Annotated in this window: 22 protein-coding genes; 13 read left to right on the top strand and 9 right to left on the bottom strand. The window is 75.6% G+C overall.

Annotated features, from left to right (window positions below; translation table 11 throughout):
• The first annotated feature begins 52 nt into the window (after window positions 1-52).
• Complete coding sequence (locus K4S16_RS09665; RefSeq protein ID WP_149258504.1) at window positions 53-1,042, top strand: S1C family serine protease; 990 nt, start codon at window positions 53-55, stop codon at window positions 1,040-1,042.
• A gap of 25 nt (window positions 1,043-1,067) precedes the next feature.
• On the opposite strand, the gene K4S16_RS09660 is transcribed toward K4S16_RS09665, so the two are convergent.
• Window positions 1,068-2,078 carry a GlxA family transcriptional regulator gene (locus K4S16_RS09660; RefSeq protein WP_200841773.1) on the bottom strand — a complete coding sequence of 337 codons (1,011 nt, stop codon included), beginning with the start codon at window positions 2,076-2,078 and terminating at the stop codon, window positions 1,068-1,070.
• A gap of 162 nt (window positions 2,079-2,240) precedes the next feature.
• On the opposite strand from K4S16_RS09660, the gene K4S16_RS09655 reads away from it, so the two are divergent.
• Window positions 2,241-3,047, top strand: a complete 807-nt coding sequence (locus K4S16_RS09655; RefSeq protein ID WP_149258502.1) for an NAD(P)H-dependent oxidoreductase — start codon at window positions 2,241-2,243, stop codon at window positions 3,045-3,047.
• A gap of 27 nt (window positions 3,048-3,074) precedes the next feature.
• Here the strand turns inward: K4S16_RS09655 and K4S16_RS09650 are convergent, their stop codons facing one another.
• A complete protein-coding gene (locus K4S16_RS09650; RefSeq protein ID WP_149258501.1) occupies window positions 3,075-4,103 on the bottom strand; it encodes an Rv2578c family radical SAM protein in 1,029 nt (342 codons plus the stop codon).
• Window positions 4,104-4,267: 164 nt separating this feature from the next.
• On the opposite strand from K4S16_RS09650, the gene K4S16_RS09645 reads away from it, so the two are divergent.
• Together K4S16_RS09645 and K4S16_RS09640 are read left to right on the top strand one after the other, a co-directional pair.
• Window positions 4,268-5,890, top strand: coding sequence for a glycoside hydrolase family 10 protein (locus K4S16_RS09645; RefSeq protein WP_149258500.1), 1,623 nt, complete (start codon window positions 4,268-4,270; stop codon window positions 5,888-5,890).
• Window positions 5,891-5,948: 58 nt separating this feature from the next.
• Complete coding sequence (locus K4S16_RS09640) at window positions 5,949-6,149, top strand: DUF3040 domain-containing protein (protein ID WP_149258499.1); 201 nt, start codon at window positions 5,949-5,951, stop codon at window positions 6,147-6,149.
• 270 nt (window positions 6,150-6,419) lie between these two features.
• On the opposite strand, the gene K4S16_RS09635 is transcribed toward K4S16_RS09640, so the two are convergent.
• On the bottom strand, window positions 6,420-6,773 hold the full coding sequence (locus K4S16_RS09635) for a helix-turn-helix domain-containing protein (protein ID WP_149258498.1): 354 nt from the start codon (window positions 6,771-6,773) through the stop codon (window positions 6,420-6,422).
• A gap of 240 nt (window positions 6,774-7,013) precedes the next feature.
• Between K4S16_RS09635 and K4S16_RS09630 the strand changes: the two genes are divergently transcribed.
• The 3 genes from K4S16_RS09630 to K4S16_RS09620 all read left to right on the top strand — a co-directional run bounded on the left by K4S16_RS09630 (window position 7,014) and on the right by K4S16_RS09620 (window position 9,343).
• Window positions 7,014-7,307, top strand: a complete 294-nt coding sequence (locus K4S16_RS09630) for a DUF1330 domain-containing protein (protein ID WP_149258497.1) — start codon at window positions 7,014-7,016, stop codon at window positions 7,305-7,307.
• A gap of 47 nt (window positions 7,308-7,354) precedes the next feature.
• Entirely contained in the window at window positions 7,355-8,224 is an 870-nt protein-coding gene (locus K4S16_RS09625) for a PhzF family phenazine biosynthesis protein (RefSeq protein WP_149258496.1), read from the top strand.
• Window positions 8,225-8,833: 609 nt separating this feature from the next.
• Window positions 8,834-9,343 (top strand): ATP-binding protein, encoded by a 510-nt coding sequence (locus K4S16_RS09620; RefSeq protein WP_149258495.1) that lies wholly within the window; start codon window positions 8,834-8,836, stop codon window positions 9,341-9,343.
• 11 nt (window positions 9,344-9,354) lie between these two features.
• Here the strand turns inward: K4S16_RS09620 and K4S16_RS09615 are convergent, their stop codons facing one another.
• On the bottom strand, window positions 9,355-10,470 hold the full coding sequence (locus K4S16_RS09615) for a YafY family protein (protein ID WP_149258494.1): 1,116 nt from the start codon (window positions 10,468-10,470) through the stop codon (window positions 9,355-9,357).
• Between the two features lie 125 nt (window positions 10,471-10,595).
• Window positions 10,596-13,472: a hypothetical protein gene (locus K4S16_RS09610; RefSeq protein ID WP_149258493.1), complete on the bottom strand. Its 2,877-nt coding sequence runs from the start codon at window positions 13,470-13,472 to the stop codon at window positions 10,596-10,598.
• A 154-nt stretch (window positions 13,473-13,626) separates the two neighbouring features.
• Between K4S16_RS09610 and K4S16_RS09605 the strand changes: the two genes are divergently transcribed.
• Entirely contained in the window at window positions 13,627-14,664 is a 1,038-nt protein-coding gene (locus K4S16_RS09605; protein ID WP_149258492.1) for a DMT family transporter, read from the top strand.
• Window positions 14,665-14,692: 28 nt separating this feature from the next.
• Here the strand turns inward: K4S16_RS09605 and K4S16_RS09600 are convergent, their stop codons facing one another.
• Both K4S16_RS09600 and K4S16_RS09595 read right to left on the bottom strand, forming a co-directional pair.
• Window positions 14,693-15,526 carry an ABC transporter permease gene (locus K4S16_RS09600; protein WP_149258491.1) on the bottom strand — a complete coding sequence of 278 codons (834 nt, stop codon included), beginning with the start codon at window positions 15,524-15,526 and terminating at the stop codon, window positions 14,693-14,695.
• Between the two features lie 17 nt (window positions 15,527-15,543).
• Window positions 15,544-16,491 (bottom strand): ATP-binding cassette domain-containing protein, encoded by a 948-nt coding sequence (locus K4S16_RS09595; protein ID WP_149258490.1) that lies wholly within the window; start codon window positions 16,489-16,491, stop codon window positions 15,544-15,546.
• Window positions 16,492-16,585: 94 nt separating this feature from the next.
• Here K4S16_RS09595 and K4S16_RS09590 point away from each other — a divergent pair, with 94 nt between their 5' ends.
• The 3 genes from K4S16_RS09590 (at window position 16,586) to K4S16_RS09580 (ending at window position 19,803) form a co-directional block, all read left to right on the top strand.
• Window positions 16,586-17,299: a TetR/AcrR family transcriptional regulator gene (locus tag K4S16_RS09590; RefSeq protein WP_149258489.1), complete on the top strand. Its 714-nt coding sequence runs from the start codon at window positions 16,586-16,588 to the stop codon at window positions 17,297-17,299.
• A 55-nt stretch (window positions 17,300-17,354) separates the two neighbouring features.
• Window positions 17,355-18,698 (top strand): VWA domain-containing protein, encoded by a 1,344-nt coding sequence (locus tag K4S16_RS09585; protein ID WP_149258488.1) that lies wholly within the window; start codon window positions 17,355-17,357, stop codon window positions 18,696-18,698.
• 88 nt (window positions 18,699-18,786) lie between these two features.
• Window positions 18,787-19,803, top strand: a complete 1,017-nt coding sequence (locus K4S16_RS09580) for an ARPP-1 family domain-containing protein (RefSeq protein ID WP_149258487.1) — start codon at window positions 18,787-18,789, stop codon at window positions 19,801-19,803.
• A gap of 153 nt (window positions 19,804-19,956) precedes the next feature.
• Here the strand turns inward: K4S16_RS09580 and K4S16_RS09575 are convergent, their stop codons facing one another.
• A complete protein-coding gene (locus K4S16_RS09575; protein ID WP_160160872.1) occupies window positions 19,957-20,409 on the bottom strand; it encodes a thioesterase family protein in 453 nt (150 codons plus the stop codon).
• A gap of 130 nt (window positions 20,410-20,539) precedes the next feature.
• On the opposite strand from K4S16_RS09575, the gene K4S16_RS09570 reads away from it, so the two are divergent.
• On the top strand, window positions 20,540-20,914 hold the full coding sequence (locus tag K4S16_RS09570) for an SgcJ/EcaC family oxidoreductase (protein ID WP_149258485.1): 375 nt from the start codon (window positions 20,540-20,542) through the stop codon (window positions 20,912-20,914).
• Window positions 20,915-20,937: 23 nt separating this feature from the next.
• Entirely contained in the window at window positions 20,938-21,903 is a 966-nt protein-coding gene (locus tag K4S16_RS09565; protein ID WP_149258484.1) for an ADP-ribosylglycohydrolase family protein, read from the top strand.
• Window positions 21,904-21,962: 59 nt separating this feature from the next.
• On the opposite strand, the gene K4S16_RS09560 is transcribed toward K4S16_RS09565, so the two are convergent.
• Window positions 21,963-23,105, bottom strand: a complete 1,143-nt coding sequence (locus tag K4S16_RS09560; RefSeq protein ID WP_149258483.1) for an alkene reductase — start codon at window positions 23,103-23,105, stop codon at window positions 21,963-21,965.
• Window positions 23,106-23,165 lie beyond the last annotated feature (60 nt).

Raw genomic sequence — 23,165 nt, 5'->3', positions numbered from 1 at the left:
CCCCTTCCCCTCCCACCGTTACCGTGTAACGATGTAATCATCGGGAGGTGCGATGGTCCCCCATGACAGCGATCCCCGCCAGGCCCCGCCCGGGCGGGACGAGCCGCCGCTGGACGCCTACTCCCGCGTGGTGTCCTCCGTCGCCCGCGAGCTGACCCCGCGCGTGGCGGCGCTGCGCGTCCGCGGCCGCCGCGGCGAGGGCACCGGGTCGGGCTTCGTGTTCACCGGCGACGGGTTCCTGCTCACCAACGCCCACGTCGTCGGCGCCGCGTCCGGCGGGCAGGCCGCGTTCGCCGACGGCGCCACCGGCGCGTTCACCGTCGTCGGCGCCGACCCCCTGTCGGACCTGGCCGTCGTGCGCGCCGACGGGCCCGTCCCCGACCCGGTCGCCCTCGGCGACAGCGACGCCCTGGTCGTCGGGCAGCTCGTCGTCGCCGTCGGCAACCCCCTCGGTCTCGCCGGCTCGGTCACCGCCGGCGTCGTGTCCGCCCTCGGCCGGTCGCTGCCGACCTCCCAGCCCACCCGCAGCGGCACCGCCGTCCGCGTCATCGAGGACGTCATCCAGACCGACGCCGCCCTCAACCCCGGCAACTCCGGCGGCGCGCTCGCCGACGCCCACGGCCGCGTCGTCGGCGTCAACACCGCCGTCGCCGGGATCGGCCTGGGCCTGGCCGTCCCGATCAACGCCACCACCCGCCGCATCATCGCCGCCCTGATCCGCGACGGCCGCGTCCGCCGCGCCTACCTAGGCCTGGCCGCCGCGCCCGTCCCCGTCCCCGCCGCGCTGCGCGAGCGGATCGGGCAGGACGACGCGCTGCGCGTCGCCGAGGTCGTGCCCGCCGGCCCCGCCGACCGGGCCGGGCTGCGCCGCGGCGACCTGGTCCTGACCGCCGGCGGCGCGCCGGTCTCCCACGCCCAGTCGCTGCAGCGGCTCATGTTCGCCGAGGCCATCGGGCGGCCCCTGCCGATCACCGTGCTGCGCAACGGCGCCATGGTCGACGTCATCGCCGAACCCGTCGAGCTCGACGCCGAACGCGCCTGACCCCCAGTACGCGCCTGACCCCCGGTTACGCGCCGCCCGGATCCTGTGGTCCTTCCGGGCCTCCAGGGCCTTCGGGGCCGCGGAACGTCGCGCGGTAGGACGAGGGGGACACCCCGATCGCCGCGTGCAGGTGCGCGCGCAGCGACGCCGCCGTCCCGAACCCCGCCCGCTCGGCGACCCGGTCCACCGGCAGGTCGGTCTCCTCCAGCAGCCGCCGCGCCGCCTGCACCCGCTGCGCCGCCAGCCACACCTGCGGCGACACGCCCGTCTCCTGCCGGAACCGGCGCGTGAACGTCCGCACGCTCATCGACGACCGCGCCGCCAGCCGCGCCAGCGTCACCGGGCGGTCCAGCCGCTCCAGCGCCCACGCCCGCGCCGCGCCCGTCGAGGACTCCCGCGACTCGGGCACCGGCAGCGCCACGAACTGCGCCTGCCCGCCCTCCCGGTGCGGCGGCACCACCGTGCGGCGCGCCACGTCCCCCGCCACCGCCGCGCCGTGGTCGCGGCGGATCATGTGCAGGCACAGGTCGACGCCCGCCGCCTCGCCCGCCGAGGTCAGCACCGCGCCCTCGTCGACGAACAGCACCGCCGCGTCCACCCGCACCCCCGGGAACATCTCCACCAGCCGGGCGCACGACAGCCAGTGCGTCGTCGCCCGCCGCCCCTCCAGCAGCCCCGCCGCCGCCAGCACGAACGCGCCCGTGCACACCGACGCGACCCGCGCGCCCCGCCCGGCCGCCGCCGCGAGCGCGCCCGGCACCGGCCCGTCCCCGGGACGGGTCTCGTCCAGCACGTGCGACGCCGGCACGACCACCGTGTCCGCCGCCTCCAGCGCCTCCAGCCCGTGCGGCACCGCCACCGCGAAATCGGCGTCCGCCCGCACCGCCCCCGGCTCCACCGCGCACGACACCACCTCGTACAGCGGCGCGCCCCCCGCCGACCGGGCCTGCCCGAACAGCTGGTGGACGATCCCCAGCTCCATCGGCAGCACGCCCTCGCGCACCACCACCGCCACCCGGTGCACCCCGCCCGCCATGGCCCGATCCTTGCACAGCATGGCCCACCGGCCACTCACCCTCGGCGCCCCCCGCCCGGCAGCATCGACACCGGACCGGCCGCCACCGAGCAAGCCGACCGAGAAGGCCGGCACCCAGAAAGCCGGCACCGGAGCCGACGAACCGGGAAGGAAGACAGCGCCGTGAACGTCCTGTGGATCTTCGCCCACCCCGAGGGCCGCTCCCTCAACGGCGCGCTGCGCGACCGCGGCGCCGCCACCCTGCGCCGCGACGGGCACCGCGTCCGCCACTCCGACCTGTACGCGATGGGCTGGAACCCCCTCGTCGGCCCCGCCGACTTCGGCCACGACCCCGCGAGCCGCCTCATCGTCGGCGCCGCGTCCGAACGCGCCCACGCCGCCGGCGCCCTGGCCCCCGACATCCGCGCCGAACAGGACAAGATCACCTGGGCGGACGCGCTGGTCGTGCAGTTCCCCCTGTGGTGGTACGGGATGCCCGCCATCCTGAAGGGCTGGTTCGACCGCGTCTTCGTCCAGGGCTTCGCCTTCGGCGTCACCGACGACGAAGGCCGCACCCTCCGCTACGGCGACGGCGGCCTCGCCGGACGCCGCGCACTGGTCGTCACCACCGCCGGCGCCCGCTCCACCGGCCTGGGCCCCCGCGGCGTCCACGGCGCCGCCGAGGACCTGCTGTTCCCCCTCCTGCACGGCACGCTGTTCTACACCGGCATGGACGTCCTGCCGCCCCTGGTCGTCACCGGCGCCGACCGCGCCACCCCCGCCGACCACGCCGCGGCCGCCGCCGCTCTCGACGCCCGCCTGCACGCCCTGCCCACCGCCGACCCCATCCCGTACCGCACCGAGCGCGGCGGCGACTACACCGACGACCTCACCCTGCGCCCCCACCTGGCCCCCGGCCGCTCCGCCCCCTTCATCCACCGCCGCCCCACCCCGGAGCCCGCACCGGCGCCGGGCGCGATCCGCCGCTGATCGCGCCTGCGGACCCGGTTCCGCGGGTCACAGGAGGGCGAGCTGCTCCGGTCGAGGAGGCGGTGGCGGGGGAGGCGTGCGGGCGGGCCGGTGCGTCGCGCGGCCGCCGACGCCGTACCGGGCGGCCAGCTCGCGGACACGCCGCGCGATCCGCTCCTGGTACTCGCGTGGAGCGTAGGCGCCGCCGCGGTACAGGCGCGCGTAGGGGACCACCAGGTCGGGATGGTGCTCGCGCAGCCAGGACAGGAACCACTCCCGGGCCCCGGGGCGCAGGTGCAGCGTGATCGCCGACACCGACGTGGCGCCCGCGTCGGCGATCTGCCGGACCGCCGCCTCCAGCTGCGCGGGGGAGTCCGACAGGTAGGGGATGACCGGGCCCATCAGCACGCCGCAGCCGATGCCCGCCTCGTTCAGCACCGCGCACACCTCCAGCCGCCGGCGGGGCGGCGGCGTGCCCGGCTCCACCGCTCGCCACAGGTCGCGGTCGACCGAGCCGACCGACACCGCCGTGCTCACCCGCGTGCGGGCGGCCGCCTCCCGCAGCAGCGGCAGGTCGCGCAGGATCAACGACCCCTTGGTCAGGATCGAGAACGGGTTGGCCGCCTCCGTCAGCGCCGCCAGGACGCCCGGCATCAGCCGGTAGCGGCCCTCGGCGCGCTGGTAGCAGTCGACGTTGGTGCCCATCGCGATGTGCTCGCCCCGCCACCGCGGCGCCGCCAGCTCCGCCCGCACCCGCTCGGCGGCGTTGACCTTGACCACGATCCGCGAGTCGAAGTCCGCACCCGCATCCATGTCGAGGTATTCATGGGTTTTTCTGGCAAAGCAGTAAATGCAGGCATGTGAGCATCCCCGGTAGGGGTTGACCGTCCAGCGGAACGGGACGCGGGACGCCTCCGGCACCTTGTTGACGATCGTCCTGGCGCGGACCTCGTAGAAGGTCATGCCGCGGAACTCCGGGGTGTCGAACGTGCGGGCCACCGCGCCGCGCTCGATCAGCGGCGGCGCCTGCCCGCCGGGCACGCCGGCCTCGTCCAGCCGGAGATGATCCCAGCGCATGCCCCACCTCCTCGAACGTGTGATCGATGAACCGTCCGGCCAGTATGGAACGCGTGTTCGAAGATCGCAATGCAGAGGATCGGGCATAACGGGACAGTGGGGGATCACACGGGCATCGCTGTTTCGTCCATGGCATCGCGGCGCGTGCGTAACAATGGGCCGCTATGGCATGGCGATCGAGGACCCGGCAAGCGGCGGCGGCGTTGACGGCGGGAGTGTCGGCGGGCGCGCTCGCCGCCTGCGGCATCACCGCCCTCGGCGGCACGGGCGGGCGCGAGGACGGCGCCCGCGGGCCCGTGCCCCCCGACGCCAGGGCCGAGTGCCCGGGCGTCCCCGCGCCCGACGGCGCCAAGGGGCGGCAGCTGCGCGGCATGTGGATCGCCAGCGTCGGCAACACCGACTGGCCCAAGGACCCCGGCGCCTCCGCCGCCGACCAGAAGAAGCAGTTCACCCGGCTCCTCGACACCGCCACCGCGATGAACATGAACGCGGTGTTCGTCCAGATCCGCCCCAACTCCGACGCGTTCTACGCCTCCCCGTACGAGCCGTGGTCGCAGTGGCTCACCGGCACCCAGGGCAAGGACCCCGGCTACGACGCGCTGGCGTTCATGCTCGAGGAGGCCCACGCCCGCAACCTGGAGTTCCACGCCTGGTTCAACCCCTACCGCGTGTCCCGCCAGGCCGACCTGAAGAAGCTGTCGCCCAAGAGCCCCGCCCGGCAGCACCCCGACTGGGTCCGCAAGTACGGCAAGGGCCTGTGGTACGACCCGGGCCTGCCCCAGGTCCGCGACCTGGCGACCAAGGCCGTCATGGACGTCGTCGGCAAGTACGACATCGACGCCGTCCACTTCGACGACTACTTCTACCCCTACCCCGAGGACGGCGACTTCCCCGACGACGCCGCCTACAAGGCCTACGGCGACGGCATGAAGAGGGCCGACTGGCGCCGCCGCAACGTCGACACCCTCGTCGAGTCGCTGTCGGCCCGCATCCACGCCGCCAAGCCATGGGTGCGGTTCGGCATCAGCCCCTTCGGCGTGTGGCGCAACAAGAGCAGCGACCCCGCCGGGTCGTCCACCTCCGCCCTGCAGAGCTACGACGACATCTACGCCGACACCCGCAAATGGATCAAAAAGGGCTGGCTCGACTACGTCACCCCCCAGCTGTACTGGCCCATCGGCGACCCCCGCGCCGACTACGCCGAGCTCGCCCCCTGGTGGGCCCGCCAGGTCGAGGGCACCGGCGTCCAGCTGACCATCGGCCAGGCCGCCTACCGCGTCGGCGAGGACGCGACCTGGCGCAAGCCCGCCGAACTGTCGCGCCACCTCGCCCTCAACGCCCGGTACCCGCAGATCGGCGGCGACGTGTTCTTCAGCGCCTCCGACCTCGCCGCCAACCGGCGCGGGTTCGCCGCCCGCCTCCGCGAGGACCACTACTCCCGCCCTGCCGTCCCGCCCGTCCCCGCCCGCCGCGGCGGGCAGGCGCCCCCCTCGGTGCAGGGCACCGCCGCCGTCCCGGCCTCCGGCAAGGACGGCAAGGGCGTGAAGGTCACCTGGCGGACCTCGCAGGGCGCGGTCTCCTACGCCGTCTACCGGGCCGAGGGCGGCAAGCCCGGCTGCGCCCCCGTCCGCCCCCGCGACCTCATCGCCGACGTCCGCGGCGGCGGCATCATCGACCCCGCCGCCAAGCCCGGCCGCTCCTACACCTACTACGTCACCGCCCTTGACCGGCTCCACCACGAGAGCCGACCCGGACGCGGCGCGACGGCCACCGCCCCCGAGGGATAATGATCATGGTCCGTGGGCAGGAATCCTGTCACCTGACCACCCCCCGGAGGTATGAAGCATGGCGCTGTCGATGGAGGAGCAGCGGATCCTCAGCCAGATCGAGGTCCGCCTGAGCGAGGACGACCCCCGCCTGGCCCAGCGCCTCGCACGCCTCGGCACCCCCCGCGCCCGCCGCGCCCGCACGATCGCCCTCGCCGCGGCCGCCGCCCTCATCGTCCTGGCCGCCGTAGCCGCCGGAATCGCCGCCGCCCTCCTCTAACCCCACCCCGCCCCGCCGCCTCCCGCTACCCAGCCACCCGGCAGGGCCCGCGCCCGCGAGGCGCCCGCGGCGGCGGCTTGAGCACGCCGCCGGCCGCCCAAGTCGGCCCGCGAGGAGGGATCGGACCGGGTTCTGGCTGCAGCTCCGCCGGGGCGACGACGGTTCGGTGACGGCGGGCCCAACTCGCGGCCGACCGCTGGCGCCTACCGCTGATTCCCGCACTCGGCCTCCTCGCGGCCGCATGACGCTGGTGCTTCGATACCAGAAGCGCTAGCGGGCGTCTTCGGAGCCGGAGGCGGAGAGGGTCGCGGCCCACTCCGCGGACCACCGGACGAGCGGGCGCAGCGCGCGGCGGGCGCCGTGGCCCAGCTCGGTGAGGGCGTAGGTGGTGTCCGGAAGCTGCTCGACGAGGGAGGCGTCGACCAGCTCGGTCAGCCGTTGCCGCAGCACGCTGGAGGACATGTCGTCGCAGCGCTCCTGCAGCGCGCGGAACCCGACCGGCCCGTGTTGCAGTTCCCAGACGATCCGCAGGTTCCACCTGCGGCCGAACAGGTCGAGGGCGGCCATCAGCGGCCGGCCGGTGCTCGACCCTCGGACCGCCCGTCCCGGCCTGGGTGCCGCCATCCGTCGTACCGTCCCATCTTGCTGCTTCGATATCCGACACACTATCGTGTATCCGTCGATTCGATTTCCGAAGCACTGAGGAAGGCGGCGCCGGGACGCGGACCGGCAGCCGCGGGCGGCAGAGCCGAACCAGGCCGTATCAGCACGTCCTCGCAAACGCCCGGTGCTCCGTCGCCGGGATCGAGCAATCCGAGCGTCAATTCGAAGTCGGACATGTCCGGCCGAACACAGGAGGTCCCCATGGCCAAGGGCTACTGGGTCAGTGTCTACCGCGCCATTTCCGACCCTGAGAAGCTGACCGCCTACGACAAGCTGGCCGGTCCGGCCGTCCGAGCCGGCGGCGGGCGGCTCCTGTCCCGTGGCAGCCGAGTCGTCGCCCACGAAGCCGGAAACACGCAACGCGTCATTCTGATCGAGTTCGACAGCTTCGAACAGGCCGTCGCGGCATACGAGAGCGAGGCATACCAGAAGGCGCTGGTGGTCCTCTCCGACAGCGTCGAGCGCGACTTCCGCATCATCGAAGGCATCGGCTGAAGGACGGGCCCAGCCATCTCCGAGCATCGAGCGTCAAAGGTGGGCCGATGTCCTGGCCGGATGTCACGGTGGTCGATGCGTGCGTGCGGCGCGACGGCCGGGGCGGCAGCCCCACGGCCGTCACCGACGACGACCCGGCGGCGACGGACGCGGACCGGCGTGCGGTCGCCGCTGCGGCCGGCACCTCGCACGCGGCGTTCCTCGGCCCGGGGCAGACGCCGGACGGTGGCCGGCCGGTCCGGTTCTTCACCGCCACCGCCGAACTTTCCGGCTGCGGCCACGGCACCGTTGCCGCGCAGGCCGTCCGGTTGACCCGCACCGCACTGGGCGAACTGAACGACCGCCAGCACACCGGCGGGCGCACGTTCGACACCCTCGCGATCCGCCGCCCCGCCGGCATCGAGGTGTGGTTCGACCAGGGCCTCGTCGCGCTGCGTCACCCGGCACCGGACGAGCGCGCCGCGATCGTCGCCGCGCTCGGGCTCACCGCGGACGATCCGCATCCGACCGACGCGCCACGGATCGCCGCGCCCGGCGCCCCGCGCATGCTGGTACCGGTAAACGACCGGTCGGCGCTGCTCCGAGTCCGCCCACACCTCGGCAGGCTGACGGCGGCGTGCCGGCGGTACGGGCTCCTCGGCTGTTTCGTGTACGTACCGCCGGTGGGCGACCGACCGGGTGCGGCGCGGATGTTCGCGCCGGCGATCGGTGTCGACGAGGACGTCGCCAACGCCAACAGCACCGGCTGCCTGGCCGCCCACCTGCTCGACACGACAGGGGCGCAGAGGGTCGCGATCGAGGTGGAGCAGGGTGACACCCTCGGTCGACCGGCCAGCGTGCTCGCTTCGGCCCGGCGCGGGCCTGCGGGCATCACCACCCGGGTCGGCGGGTTGGCGGTGGTCCGCGACGGACACTGAGGGCGACGACTTGACCGTCCTCCTCATCCCGGTCGAGCTACCGCCAAAACTCGGTCCAATCGTCCTCGCGGGCCGGTCAGGCGGACGCCGCCGCCCCGGCCGGGTCAGCGGGCGCGGTCGTAGATCAGGGCCATCTCGCCCGGCTCGCCGGTATCCCGGCGGCTGACCGCCCACCTGCTGGGCGGCAGGAGGGTCCGTGGGACGTGCGAACGCCAAGGCCCCGGCGGGGCGAGCCCGCCGGGGCCTTGGCGTTCAAGCCGGTGTGGTGGTCGCCTCACGGCGAAAGGCACAACGAAGCTCCAGCCCGGACCGCATGGGACCGGCGGTATTCCCCGAAGGCATCAGGTAGAGCCCGGGGGACACATGCCACACCGACGCACCCACTGTAGCGGCTCCGCGCGGGTGCCTCCTCCATCGCCACCCCGCATGTGAACTTCACCTCACCCCGCGGTGAGGGTTGCCTGCGCCCGTGCACCGGTCCGCCCGCAGACGCGTCCACGAATATGAGTCATGCGGGAAATGCGGGGAGACCGCCCGGTCGCCACGCGGGGGGCCCGCACGACCGCGAGCACCGGCGGCGAAACCCGGCACAGGTGAGGAGACGGGGAAGTGCGCACCACGGGGACGGGGACCACGAGGCCTGCGGGCGGCGGAACCACCGGCAGGGACGACGGCGGCGTGGCGATGGCCTGGGATCTGGACACCGGGCCCCGCGCCGCGGCCCGGGCACGCGAGCTCACCCGCCGGACACTGCGGCGGTGGCGCGTCACAGGCCCCGACGACACCGACGACATCGTCCTCATCGTGGACGAGCTCGTCACCAACGCCGTCGTGCACGGCGCCGGGCCCGTGCGCCTCGCCCTGCGCCTGGACGCCACCAGGGCCGGGGTCCGCCTCACCGGCGAGGTCGGCGACGCCGACCCCCGCGCGCCGGGCGCGCCCGGCGCGCCGCCCCCCGTCCTGGACTGGTCCGAGGCCGGCCGCGGGCTGCTGCTGGTCGCCTCCCTCGCCACCGAGTTCGGCGCCCGGCCCGCGCCGCCGGGTAAGGCCGTCTGGTTCACCCGCGACCTCGACCCCCTGGACACCCCCGCCCTCGCCGTCGACACCCCGGCCGACTGAACCCGCCCGGGTCAGGCCTGCAGGGGGCAGCGGTCCACGACCCACACGTCCTCGTCGTCGCCCGCCGGAGGCGGCGGCTCGTCGGTGAGCCGGTCCAGATGCCACTCGATGTGGGCGAGCGGGCCCCGCCAGCCCGCCAGCAGATCCGCCAGGGGACGCGGCGGGCCCGGCGGCCCGTACGGGCGCGGATCGGGCAGCTCGGCCTCCCACAGCGCGTCGTCGCAATCGGCGGCCCAGTGCGCGACCGCCTCCAGCACCTGCCGCAGATCGCGCGCCAGGTCGCTCAGCGACCGCAGCGCCATCGCGTCCTGGATCATCCGCTCCCGCGCGTCATAGGGCATCTCCCGCCCGAAGGCGGGCGGGAACGCCGGGGGGCGGCCCTCCAGCACCGGGTCCTCACCCGTCGCCGCCGACCGGATCGCCGCCACCTGCCAGCGCGTCCACTCGGCCAGATGCCCCAGCACCCCGCGCAGCGCCGCCGCGCCCGCGCCGCCGCCGCGGACCTCCGCGGCGGCGTCGCGCAGCCGCGTCCGCACCGACTCCAGCCGGTCCAGCGTCCACGCCCGGGCCCGCGCCGCGCCCGCCGGGCCCCGCGGCCCCGCCTCTGCCGCAGGGCGCGGCATCGGCACCCGCAGCGCCGCCAGCAGCTCGTCCAGATCCCGCACCTCCGCGCCCCGCCCCGACAGGAACGCCGCGCCGATCCGGTCGAGCCGGAACATCCGCGGCCCGTCGCGCATCCGGCACCACCCCACCAGGTACTCCCCGTAGGGGGCCACGACCAGGCCGTGCGCCTCGACGTCGCGGAAGCTGCGCGCCCCCGCCTGGTCGGTGTAGGCCAGCCGCACGACCCGGCGGGTGCGGACCGCCTCGGCGAGCGTGTCGTGCACCGGGCCCAGCAGCGAGCCCACCTCCGACAGCGGCTCGCGGGCGGCGGACTCGGGCAGCGCGTACCCGCGGCCCTTCTCCGCCCGCACCGGCAGCCCGCCGTGCGTCAGCAGCTCCAGGTCGCGGCGGACGGTCCGCTCGCTGACCCCGAGCCGCGCGGCCAGCACCGCCGGGTCCAGCGGGTCGGGGGAGGCCGCACGCAGCTCCGCGACGAGCGCCAGCAGCCGATCTACGCGATCCACGCACCCATCGTGACCCCGTCCGCCGCCCTCGCACCCTTCCGAAGGGGCTTAAAACCCTTACCGGCAAGGGTTTTCGGGCCTCGCGCCGCACCGGGCCCCGGTGGACGGGGCCGGTGCGGCGCGGGTCAGCGGCCCGACAGCTCCACCGCCAGGCCCTGGAAGTCGGCCGCCGTCAGCGACAGCGCGCTGCCGATCGCCTGCGTCGCCTCCGCGCTGCCCAGATGCCGCTGCGCGGCGCGGTCGAGGTAGGCCTCCACGAGCCGCGCGCCGGTCAGCCTGCCCCGCGGCCGCAGCGAGCCGACCTCGCGGTTCACCACGGCCCAGGCGTCCGACCCGAGCCGCAGGCTGCGCTCCTCGGCCAGCAGCCGCACCAGCGCCGCGCGCGCCTGCGCGCCCGACAGGTCCGGCAGCCGCACCGCCCGCAGGTCGGTCACCAGCTCCGGCGACGCCGCCGACAGCTCACCGACGCGGTCGGGCTCGCACGTGCCGAGCAGCGCGGTGTCGTTCACGCCCTCCAGCCGCGTCCGGTACAGCACCGACGCGTAGGCCGGGCCCTGCGCCTCGTCCAGGATCAGCCCGTCCAGGCCGTCCAGCAGCAGGACGTGGCCGGAGTGCTCCTCCAGCGCGGCCCGCAGCCCGTCGGGGCCGTGCTCGCGCAGGTCCTCGGCGTGGACGGCGTGGACCTCGCCGCTGGAGGCCTCGACCTCCGCCAGCGCGCGGGCCACCATCCGCGCCAGCCGCCGCTGCCCGCTGGACGGCGCGCCGATCAGCAGCAGCGCCGGCGCCGACGCGCTCGAGACCTCCTGGCCGCGCAGCCGCCGCGCCCACTTGCCGCGCCGCCGCACCTCGGTGACCACGCGCTCGATGTCGTCGGCGCCGCACAGGAACCGGACGCCGTAGGCCTCGGCGACCTGCGGGGCCTGCTCGGGCACGGGCGCGGGCGGCAGCGGGGGCGGCGGCTCGGGCACCGGCGCCGGAGGCGGCGGCAGGTCGGCGTGCGGCGCGGGCGCCGGAGCGGGGGACGGCGGGACGGGGGGCGGGGCGTCCGCGCCGGGCCACGCCGGGCCCGGATCGAGCTGGGTGCGGAACGCGTCGGTGTCCAGCTGCGTCCTCTGCGGCTCCGACGGCCACACCGGCTCCGGCGCCGGCTCGGGGGCCTGCCGGGTCGGCGGCGCCGGGGCGGGGGGCTCGGGCGCCGGGGGAGGCGCGATCCGCGGCGGCGGCACGTCCGACCCGAACGGGTCCGGCGCCGGCGCGGGCGCGGCGGGCCGCTGCTCGTACCGGGGCGGCTCGGGCCGCCCCTGCTCGTGGTGGGCGCTCGGCTCGGGCGGCGGCGAGGACGGGCCCGGGAACGGCGGCGGCGACACCGGAGGGGGCGGGGGCGCGTACTGGAAGGGCGGCTCCGACGGGCCCGGCGAGGCATGCGCCGGCGGGGCGGGCGGTTCGGGCGCGGCGGGCGGCGGCACCGGCGGGGCCGCCGGGGGAGGGGCGGGCGCGACCGCGGGCGGCGGGCCCGGGGCCTCCTGCGCGGGCTCGGGCACCGGCGCGACCGGCAGGTCGCCGCCGGAGGAGGCGCGCTCGGCGGCCATGTGGGCGCGGGCGGCCTTGATGATGTCCCACGCCGACAGCTCGTCGGTGGACGGCGGGGTGTGCATCGCCGGGGACGTCAGCTCCGCCGCGACCGCCTGCGGCACCGCGAACCCCGTCGCCGGCGGCGGCACCTGCGCCAGCCGGCACCACGTCAGCCCCAGGGTGTAGGTGGTGGCCAGCAGCGCGGCGAGGGCGTCGGAGTCGTCGCTGCGCAGCGCGTCGGGGAGGCGGCCGTCGCGCGGCCACAGCGACCGCAGCGGGTTGGCCGGGTCGGTCAGCACCGCCTGCAGGGTGCGGGCGCTGTCGGCGTCCAGCCAGCGCTGCAGCGCCGGCAGCGCGCCCGGCGCGGCCTGCAGGTCGGCGGCCAGCACCGCGATCCCGGCGCGGCGGACCTCGTCGTGGCTGCGTCCCGCCGCGGCCGGGCGCGGCCCGGTCAGCCCCGCGACGATCTCCTGGAGGTCGTACAGGGCCAGGCGCAGGTACTCGCCCGGCGCGGTGTCGCGCACCATCGGGGTGGCGAACTCGGCGGGGCAGCGGCGCCGCCACTCCTGCACGATCGCCTCGGGCCCGTACCGGACGGTGGCCATGTCCTGGTTGACCATCCGCAGCGACGCCGCGGTGACCGCGGCGAGCGCGTCGGCGCCGGGACGGAACCGGGGGTCGGCCTGCAGCCCGGCGGCGACCTCGTACATGACGCGGGCGATGTGGGCGGCGCCGCCGCCGTCGCCGGCGCCGAGCCGGTGGACGTAGTAGCCGGCCAGGGTGCCGAAGTCGGGCGGCATCATCCAGTGCAGCTGCTCGGCCGAGGTCGTCAGGAACGGGATGAACGACTCGATCAGGGGGTGCTCGGTCAGCACCACGGGGGATCCCGCGCACCACAGCAGCGCGCCCCACGCGGCGGCGACGGTGCTGGGCGTGCCCGGCTGGAACATCGGGTCGCGCTGGGCGAACTGCTGCGGGTTCACCGCCAGCGCGGTGGTGAGGGCCTGGGAGATGCGGGCGACGACGGCGGTGTCGGGGACGGGCCCGAGGAACCCCAGCGGCGCGACGCGCCCGGCCGCGAGGTCGGGGCCGGTGGGGAACAGCTGCGGCGGGACGGGCGGCGTCCCGGCGCCCTGGGGCGCGGGGACGGCGACGCGGCGGTCCTCGAACTGCGCGGGGGGCGGGCAGGGGTGCCAGGTGCCGTCCAGGCCGCACCGGTACCAGCGACCCCACGCCCCGTACAGCCACCACTCGCCGGCGCCCCACAGCATCCGCGCGGCGATCTGCGCCGCGCGGTCGGCCGGCTGGGCGGTCTGCCACCACGGTGAGGCCACCAGCTCGCGCACGTTGCCCTCGACCGAGGCGAACAGGTCGCCGCTCGGGCCCCCACCGGTTCCGCCGGGCCCCGCCCCGGCCGCCTGCCAGCTCATCCGGCGAATAGTAGTAGCAGCGGGCGTTCCGTCCGGCATCGCCCGCGTTACGGACCGGTAGCCCTCCATCGACGTGTAAGGAGCGTTATGGAAGGATGCTCATTAGCCCGCCGGGAGCGGGCTCGGCGGCACACCGCGCGACCCGGGGGTGAGGATGGACGGCGCCGCACGGACCCGCGCCTGGGGCCTCGGCCTGGCGCTGTTCTCCTCGGTGTGCTTCGGCGCGTCCGGACCGTTCGGCAAGGCCCTCATCGAGGCCGGGCTCGGCCCCCTGCAGGCGGTGTGGCTGCGCATCGCGGTCGCCGCGCTGGTCCTGGCGCCGCTGCCGTTCCTGTTGCGCGGGCGGGCCGCCGTCCGCGGCCTGCGCCCACACCTGCCCGCCCTGGCCCTGTACGGGCTGACCGGTGTCGCCGGCTGCCAGGCGTTCTACTTCGTGGCCGCCTCCCGCCTGCCGGTCGGCGTGGCGATCCTGCTGGAGTTCAGCGGCCCGGTCATCGTGCTGGCGTGGCTGCGGCTGGTGCGCCGCGCCCCGGTGCACCGCACCGCCGCCGCCGGCGTCGCGACCGCCATGGCCGGCCTCGCCCTGGTCGTGCAGGTGTGGACGGGCCTGTCGCTCGACCCGGTCGGCCTGGCCGCCGGGCTCGGCGCCGCCGCCTGCCAGGCCAGCTACTTCCTCATCGTCGACCGGCTGACCGGGCAGGTCGACCCGCTCGTCATCACCTCCGCCGGAAGCGTCGTCGCCGCGCTCGCCCTCACCGCCCTGGCCGCGCCGTGGACGCTGCCCTGGCAGGTGCTGCCCGCCCCCGTGCCGGTCGCCGGGCACGCCGCGCCCGGCTGGGCGCTGGTCGCCTGGATCGGCCTGGTCAGCACCGTCCTGGCCTACCTCACCGGCGTCGCCGGACTGCAGCGGCTGTCGGCGCAGGTCGGCGGCGCCATCTGCTACACCGAGGCCGTCGCCGCCGCCCTCATCGCCTGGGCCGCGCTCGGGGAGCGCCTCACCGCCGCGCAGATCACCGGCGGCGCGATCGTGCTCGCCGGCGCCTACATCGCCCAGCGCGCCGCCGTCGCCCACCCCGAGGTCCTGAACGCCGCCGCCACCGCCCCGGCCGACGTTCCGCGGGACGGCGGGCGGGAGGCCGCGCGGGACGGCGGGCCGGGCACGCGGCCCCGGACCGCCGCCCTGCCCCCGTGACCCGCCCTGGACCGCCTCCGGAGCCGGGTCAGGCGTTCTCGCGGCGGAAGCGGCGGGCGCCCAGCGCCACCGACGCCACCAGCAGCACCGCCGCGACCAGCGCGCCCTCCGCGACCGCCGCCGACGCGTAGTCGCCCAGGAACGCCGCCCGCGCGGCGTCCACCGTGTACCGGAACGGCGTGAACCGCGACACCGCGTCCAGCCAGCCCGGCGCCAGGCTCATCGGCAGCAGGAGCCCCGACAGCAGCATCAGCGGCAGCGTCACCGACGTCAGGATCGGCGCGAACGCGTCCTCGCTGCGCGTGCGCAGCGCCACCACGTACGACAGGGACGCCACGCTCACCGCCAGCGCCACCACCAGCAGCAGCCCGACGGCGATCCCGCCCGCCGGGGCCCGCAGCCCCAGCGCCAGCCCGACCGCCACGACCACCGCCGCCTGGAACCCGACCACCACCGTGTCGCGCAGGACCCGCCCCAGCAGCAGCGCGGACCGGCTGGCCGGGGTGACCCGCAGCCGGTCCACCACCCCCGACCGCAGGTCCGCGATCAGCCCGAACCCGGCGAACCCGGCGCTGAACATCGACAGCTGTATCAGCACGCCCGGCACGAAGACCTGCCAGGCGCTGCGCGCGCCGAACCCGCGCACGTCGACCAGGTCCGACAGCAGCGGTCCGAACAGCACCAGGTACAGCATCGGCTGGATCGCGCCGAACACCACCGCGACCTTGCTGCGCAGCGTCTGCCGCATGTACCGCAGGAAGACCAGCCGGGTGTCGGACGCGACCCGCCCGAGAGCGGCGGCCCGCCCGGGCGCCGCGGAAGGCGCGGACGGGATGACAGAAGCGGTCGGTTCGAGAGACATGGGGGAGACTCCTGAGTTCAGGCCGCTTCGCGCAGCGACCGGCCGGTGATGGTGAGGAACACGTCGTCCAGCGTGGGGCGGGCCAGGTTCAGCGACGCCAGCTCCACCCCCGCACCGTCCAGCGCGCGGATCAGGGACATCAGCGCCTTCTCGCCGTCCTCGACGGTCAGCCGCAGCGTCGCGCCGGTCACGGCTGCCTCGCGGACGGCCGGGTGCGCCGACAGCGCCCCGCGGGCGGACTCGACCCCGGCCGGCTCCGCCAGCTCCACCGTGACGACGTCCCCGGCGACGCGGCGGCGCAGCTCGGCGGGCGTGCCCTCGGCGACGATGCGCCCCCGGTCGATGATCAGCAGCCGGTCGCACAGCGCGTCGGCCTCGTCCAGGTAGTGCGTGGTCAGGAAGACCGTCGTGCCGTCCCGGTCGCGCATGGCGCGGACGTGGTCCCACAGGTTGCCGCGGCTCTGCGGGTCCAGGCCGGTCGTCGGCTCGTCCAGGAACAGCAGCGGCGGGCGGTGCACCAGCCCGAGCGCGATGTCCAGGCGGCGGCGCTGCCCGCCCGACAGCGACCCGGCCGGGCGCGGCCCGAGGCCCTCCAGGTCCAGGCGCGCGCACAGCGCCGCGATCCGCGCCGCCCGGTCGCGCACCCCGTACAGGCGCGCCTGCAGGTCCAGCTCCTCGGCGACCGGGACGCCCGGGTCGGTGCCGCCGCCCTGCGCGACGTAGCCGATGCGCCGCCGCACGCCCGCCGGGTCGGCGCGCAGGTCGCGGCCGGCGACGGCCGCGGTCCCCGCCGTCGGCGCCAGCAGCGTCGTCAGCATCCGCAGCGTCGTGGTCTTCCCGGCCCCGTTGGGGCCGAGGAACCCGACGATCTCGCCGGGCGCGACCGACAGGTCCACGCCGCGGACGGCCTCGACCGTCCCGTTCCGGCCGGTGAAGGTGCGGGCGAGCCCGCGGGCCTCGATCACGATGACCTCCTCTGAGAACGACACCGCTAGCGTAACCCCAAATTTGCAGTCACTCCAAGTTTTCAGTGACACCAGTGAAGGTATATTCCTGGGCATGGCTGAGGACCACGTCCCCGAGGTCGAACCGGAACTGGGGCTGCGGGAGCGCAAGAAGCGCGAGACGCGGCGCCGCATCGCCGACATCGCCACCGGCCTGTTCATGACCCGCGGCTTCGACAACGTCACCATCGCCGACGTCGCCCGCACCGCCGACGTGTCGGTCAACACCGTCTTCAACTACTTCCGGACCAAGGAAGACCTGTTCTTCGACCGGCAGGACGAGATCATCGAGGCCGCCGCGCGCGACTTCCGCGACCGCCGCCCCGGCGAGGGCGCCGTGGCGCTGTTCCGCCGCCGCTTCTTCGAGGGCCTGGACGCCCGCTCCTACCACACCGCCTTCCACGAGGGCTCGGAGGTCTGGACCCGCACCGTCCGCGACAGCCCCGCGCTCCTGGCCCGCCAGCGCGAGATCGGCCGCCGCGCCCAGGACCGCCTCGCCGACCTGATCGCCGAGGCCACCGGCGCCGACCCCGACGACATCGCCCCCCGCGCCGCCGCCGCCATGATCTTCGCCGTGCAGAACACGCTGGTCGAGCAGATCGCCGACCGCAAGGCCGCGGGGGAGACCCTGCAGGAGATGGCCGAGGACGTCTACGCCGCCGCGGCCCGCGCCTTCGACCTGCTCGAACACGGCCTCGGCCGCTACGCCGCCGCGCCCGGCCCCGCGACCGCCGACACCTCCGCAGCGGGCCCGCCCACCGGAAATTGAGTGTCGAGGCGCTCCCGATCATTCCTACACTCCATGGTTGCGGAGGCCGACAACCATGGACACCCCCACGCTCCTTGACCACCTGCACGACCACGACACCGCCCTGAGCCTGCCCCGGGGCGCCTCCCTGCGCTGGGACGACGCCGACCTGCACCGCGCCGCGCACACCGGCGACCCCGAGGGCTACGCCCTGCTCGGCGTCGCCCCCGGCGTGCGGCCCTGGCAGCGCGCCCGCGTGCTGCTGCAGATCCTGGCCGCCTCCCAGGCCGGGCTCGACGACCGCACCCGCGCCGTGCAGGCCCGCGTCGCCCGCGTCCTGACCCTCGGGCTGCCGCCCGCCCACGTCATCACCGTCCTGCTCGCCCTGCGGCGGCTGCGCGCCAACCACAAGCACACCACCCGCACCGCGCTGCGGTTCGTCCTGGAGCACCCCGCCGCCGACGCCCTCATCGCCGCGCGCCGCCCCGCCCTGCGCGACTGCTTCGAGCACGCCCTCGGCGCCGCCACCGCCCGCGGCTGCGCCCGCCGCATCGCCGGCGGCGACACCGCCTCCGACTACCTCCAGCGGCGCCTGCTGCGCTTCCTCACCGACCCCGCCGCGGCGCCCGCCCGCGTCCAGGCCCTCTACCACCCCGCAGACGCCGCCTCCGGCCCCGCCGCCGGCCCTGCGGCGCCGGGCGAACCGGTGCTGCCCGTCGACACCGTCCGCGAACGGCCCGCCACCATCACCGCGACCAACCGCGGCGACATCGCCGCCGCCCTCGTCCACCTGTACCGGGGCGGGCCCGCCGAAGACCTCCACGCCGCCCTCGCCCGCCACGTCGGCGCCGCCGCCGCGGCCTTCCCCCGCTTCGGCGGCACCGTCGCTCTGGTCGTGGACGCCTCGGCGTCCATGCGCGGCTACGGCGACCGCGAATGGGCCGCCCTGTCCCAGGCCGCCGCGCTGCGGATGGTGCTGTCGGAGGTCTGCGCCCGGCTGGAGGTCATCGAGACCGGCGGCGACGAGCGCTCCCCGCGCGGCGCCACCGACCTGGCCACCGCCGTCCTGGACGCCCTCGGCACCGGCCCCGACCTGGTCGCCGTCGTCTCCGACGGCTACGAGAACGTCTTCCCCGGCGACCTGGCAAGGGTCGCCGCGAGCCTGCCCCGCGCCGGCGTCACCACCCCCGTGGTGTTCTGCCACGCCATGTTCACCGGCAGCGACGACCTGACGCTGCGGCGCCCCGCCCCGTCCCTGCCCCAGCGCGGCTTCTGGCACCAGGACGACTTCGCCGAACTGCTGCCCTGGATGTTCGGGCACTGCGCCGCCGGCGCGCCCTGGCTGCGCGCCGCCCTGCACGACCGCCTCGACGCCCTCGACCGGCAGGCCGACACCCTCACCGCCCGCCTGGCCGCCTGAACAGGCCCGGCCGCCTGAACCCGCCCGTGCGCGGACGCGCCGCACCCCGCGCACGCCGCCGCAGCACCTCCCCGAAAGGGAGCACCGCATGACGCAGACGACGGCGCTCGACACCCTCGTCCCCGGCCCCGGCAGCCTCGCCGGGCACCGCCTGGGCACCCCGCAGCAGGCCGGCGCGCTCACCATGGTGCCGGTCTCCGGGCCCGCCCACCGCGGCTTCGTGCCGCCCCGCACCGGCCTCAAACTGTCCCGCGTCGTCGGCTACGGGCAGGTCGAACTCGCCAACCGCGCCGACTCCGGCGTCGCCATCGTCCCCCTGCACATCGGCTACGTCCAGGACCGCGCACAGAACCACGCCCTGTGCCGGTCGGCGCTGCTGTCCGCCGGGCAGACCCTGCGCTTCGACGACGCCTGCTGCGTCCAGCAGAGCCAGGGCGGCCACCTCGGCGAACGCGACCAGTGGTTCTTCGTCCTTCCGCTGGAACTGCGCGCCCGCGCCCTCGAACTGCGCGGCGCCGCCGACTACGGCAAGCTCTGGGGCGACATCGCCGCCCTCAACGCCCGCCACGGCCTCGCCCGCCGCGGCCACCTGGAGCAGATCCTGTCCCGCAGGCGGGCGGTGCTGACCCAGTTCCAGTCCCGCCTGGAACTCCAGCCCGGCCAGGTCGGCGCCCTGTTCCTGCTCTCCGGCCGCTTCGCCGGCCTGGAGATCGCGCCCGACCCCCGCTACTTCGCCGAGATGTGGACCGCGCTGGTCTGCTTCGCCTACGGCGTAGCCGCCCGGCACGCCGAACCCGCACCGCCCGACCCCGCGCCCTACGACCTCGCCCACCGCGAGGCCGGACGGTTCGAGGAGGGGCCGTTCGAGGGCGGGCCGCCCGCGGCGGGGCTCGCCGGGGTGCGCGCCGCGCTCGACCGCGACCGCTCCGCCCGCCTCGCCGAGATCGGCGACCGGCTCGCGGCCGCCCCCGCCGGCCCCGTCGAACTCCGCGAGGAGGAGCGCCACCTCGACCTGCGGCTGTCCACCGTCACCGGCCCCCAGCTGGCCGGGCAGATCGTCACCGACGGCGACCGGACCGTCTACGCGTCCCTGTTCGCCCGCTGAACCGGCGCCCGCGCCCCCGGGGCCGCCCCGAAGAAAAGGGGGTTGCCCCGGGGGCGCGTCACCCACTTGAATCGGAGCCGCGGGAACTGTGCCGGGCACGTCGGGCCGAACCCCGATTCCAGATCCGGGAAACGCGCGATGCTCGAACCATCGTCAAGGCGATTGTGAACCCGACGCGGCGCCGGCCGCCTGTCCCGCCCCGTCCAGGTAAGGCTCCAGAACCGACCTCACCTGCGGCGGCATCTCCTTCTTGGCCTTGGACGCCGGGTCGATGAACACATGCCGCACCTCCCCGTCGGCGATGAGCCGCCCACCCACCCGGAACACCGGGCGGACCACCATGCTCGTCGTCCCCAGATGCGCCACCGGCATCGACACCTCCAGCAGCTCGTCGAACCGCGCGCCCTCCCGGAACCGGATCCGCGCCTCGGCCACCACCAGGTCGTAGCCCTGCTCCACCATCTGCGCGTAGTCGCCGAACAGCTCCCGCCACATCTCGGTCAACGCCACGTCGTAGAAGAACAGGTAGTGGCCGTTGAACACCACCCCCTGCTGGTCGCACTCGCTGTACCGGACCCGCAGGCGATGCGCGAAGGTCTCCGTCATACCCGGCATTCTGCACCGCCGCCCGGCCCATAAGCATCGCTTCTGGATCGGAGAAGAACCCTCTCTTGGACTTCTGGAGCGCGGCGGACGAGCATGGGAGGCACCGACCCGAACGAACTGGGGGAACACCATGACGGAATACGAGAAGGCCATGCGGCCGGAGGACATCACCCGCCTGTTCGTCGAACGCTCCAACGCCGGCGACGCGGCCGGCGTCGCCGCCCTCTACGAGGAGGACGCGGTGCTGGCCTACCCGCCCGGCTCCCAGACCGCGGGGCGCGACGCGATCCGCGAGATGTGGGAGAAGATCCTCGCCGCACGCCCCCGCTTCGAACCCGAGGAACCGCTTCCCACCCTGGTCAGCGGCGACCTCGCCCTCACCTCCACACCGCCCAGGGACGGGGCGGGGGCGCGCGCGCAGGTCGTCCGCCGCCAGCCCGACGGCAGCTGGCTGCGCGTCCTCGACCAGCCGGAGTTCGTCCCGCCGCCCGGAGCCGGGGCCTAGAACCCCGGCCACAGGGTGGGAGCATGGCCCCCGTGACTGCGAGCGACAGGCGATCACGAGTCGTCGGGACGGCCCTCGGCTCGGCGGTGGGGGACGCGCTCGGGGCGCCGTTCGAGTTCGGCCCGGCGGGGGCGTTCTCCAAGAAGTACCCGCTCGGTCACGGCGACGAGATGCGGGCAGGCGGCGGCTGGGACCGGGGCGAGGCCACCGACGACACCCAGATGGCGGTGCTGGTGGCCCTGTCGCTTCTGGAACGCGGCGGGCTCGACCTGCCCGACATGTTCGCCAGGTTCCAGCGGTGGGCCGCAGCGGAGCCGAAGGACATCGGCCTCCAGACCGAGAACGTCCTGGCCGCCGGTCACCCCTGGGACCTGGCCGCGGCCCGTCACTTCCAGAGCACGGGTCGCGCCGCCGGAAACGGCTCGCTCATGCGGGCCTCGACCTCGGCGGTGTACTTCGCGCCGGCGGGCAGGGCGGCCACCATGGACGCGGCCCGGCGGATCGCCGCGCTGACCCATGGCGACCCGGCGGCGTGGGAAGGCACCGCGATCTTCCACGACCTGGTCCGCGTCGCGCTGGACGGCGCCGACCCGATCGCGGCGCTCCCGGAGGTGCTTCCGCACGTCCACCCCGACCACCGCGACAGGTACGCCCGGGTCCTGTCCACCGGCTGGCACCCGGACGACGCCACGGAGTTCAACGGAGCCGTCTGGCCCTGCCTCGCCTCCGCCGCCTGGGCCGTCAGAACGACCGGCTCCTTCGAGGAGGCGCTGCGTGCGGCCATCGACCTCGGCGGCGACACCGACACCGTCGCCGCCGTGACCGGCGCCCTGGCCGGCACGGTCTACGGGCAGGAAGCGATACCCGAACGCTGGACCAGGGCACTGCACGTCCCGCTTCCCGGCTTCGACCGGGTACTCAGGCCCGCGGACCTCGCCGGGCTCGCCCTGTCCCTCGCCGCGGCGGGAGCGGGAAGCGGCGAAGGATAGAAGGTCGACGCCGCGCCTTCGTGTTGACGACCACGGGCGACCAGCCCGTCGGCCGGGGCCTAGGGGCCCGGCCAGATCGGGTAGTCGACGTAGCCGCGGGCACCGCCGCCGTAGTGGGTGGCCTCGTCGCTGCGCGCCGTGCCCTGGCCCAGCGCGAACCGGGCGACCAGATCGGGGTTGGCGATGAACGGCCGCCCGAACGCCACCGCGTCGGCGATCCCCGCGTCGACCACCGCGTTCCCCGACTCCCGGCCGAACCCGTGGTTGGCGACCAGGGGGCCGCCGAACAGCTTGCGGTACCGGGCGAACTCGTCGAAGTCCGGCGTCGCGCCCGGCTCGGTCAGAGCCCGTCCGCGCAGATGCAGATAGGCCAGGCGACGCGTGCCCAACTCCGCCACGAGGGAGTCGTAGACGGCGAGGGCGCCCTCGCCGGCCGTGTAGGGGTAGTCGCCGCGGCGCGCCCCGGGCGAGGCGTCGTGGACGGTCCAGTACGGCGACAGCCGCACCCCGGCGCGCCGCCCGTCCCACGCCGCCGCCACCGCGTCCACGACCTCCAGCAGCAGACGGGAGCGGTCGATCCCGTAGGCGTCGGCGCGGCGGTTCAGGCGCGGGTTGAGGAACTGCGCGAGCAGGTAGGTGCCGTTCGCCGCCACCTCCACCCCGTCGAACCCCGCCCGGCGCGCCCGCGCGGACGCCGCGCCGTAGTCGGCGACCGTCCGCTCGATCTCCGCGCGCGTCATCTCCCGAGGCGTGACCGTCGCCCTGGGGCCCGCCGCGGTCCAGCACTCCTCGCCCGGATCGACCGCGGACGGCCCTCCGGGCCGCGCCCCGCCCAGGTGGTCGGGGTGGGAGTGGGCGCCCGCGTGCCACAACTGCAGCACGATGCGCCCGCCCAGCGCGTGCACGACATCGGTGACGCGCCGCCACCCCTCCGCCTGCCGCTCGGTGTAGACGCCGGGGACGCCCGGGGCCCCGATCGCCCGCTCGCCGACCCACGCCGCCTCGGCGATGATCAGGCCCGCGGTGGCGCGCTGCCCGTAGTAGGCGGCGTGCAGGTCCGTCGGCACCAGGCCGCGGCCGGACGCGCGGGCCCGCGTCAGCGGAGCCATCACCACGCGGTTGGGCAGCTCCAGGTCCCCGAGCGCCACCGGCCGCAGCAGCGGTTGCGCGCCCGGCTCGCTACCCTGGTCGTGTCGGATCATCTGTCTCCTGTCTCCCCGCCGTCGTCGCCTCTCGGATGCCACGGAGCAGACGGAACGCGG

Source organism: Actinomadura sp. K4S16 (assembly GCF_008327685.1).
In the GTDB taxonomy this organism is placed as follows: Bacteria; Actinomycetota; Actinomycetes; order Streptosporangiales; family Streptosporangiaceae; genus Spirillospora.
This window is presented reverse-complemented; position numbering and strand designations above follow the sequence as displayed.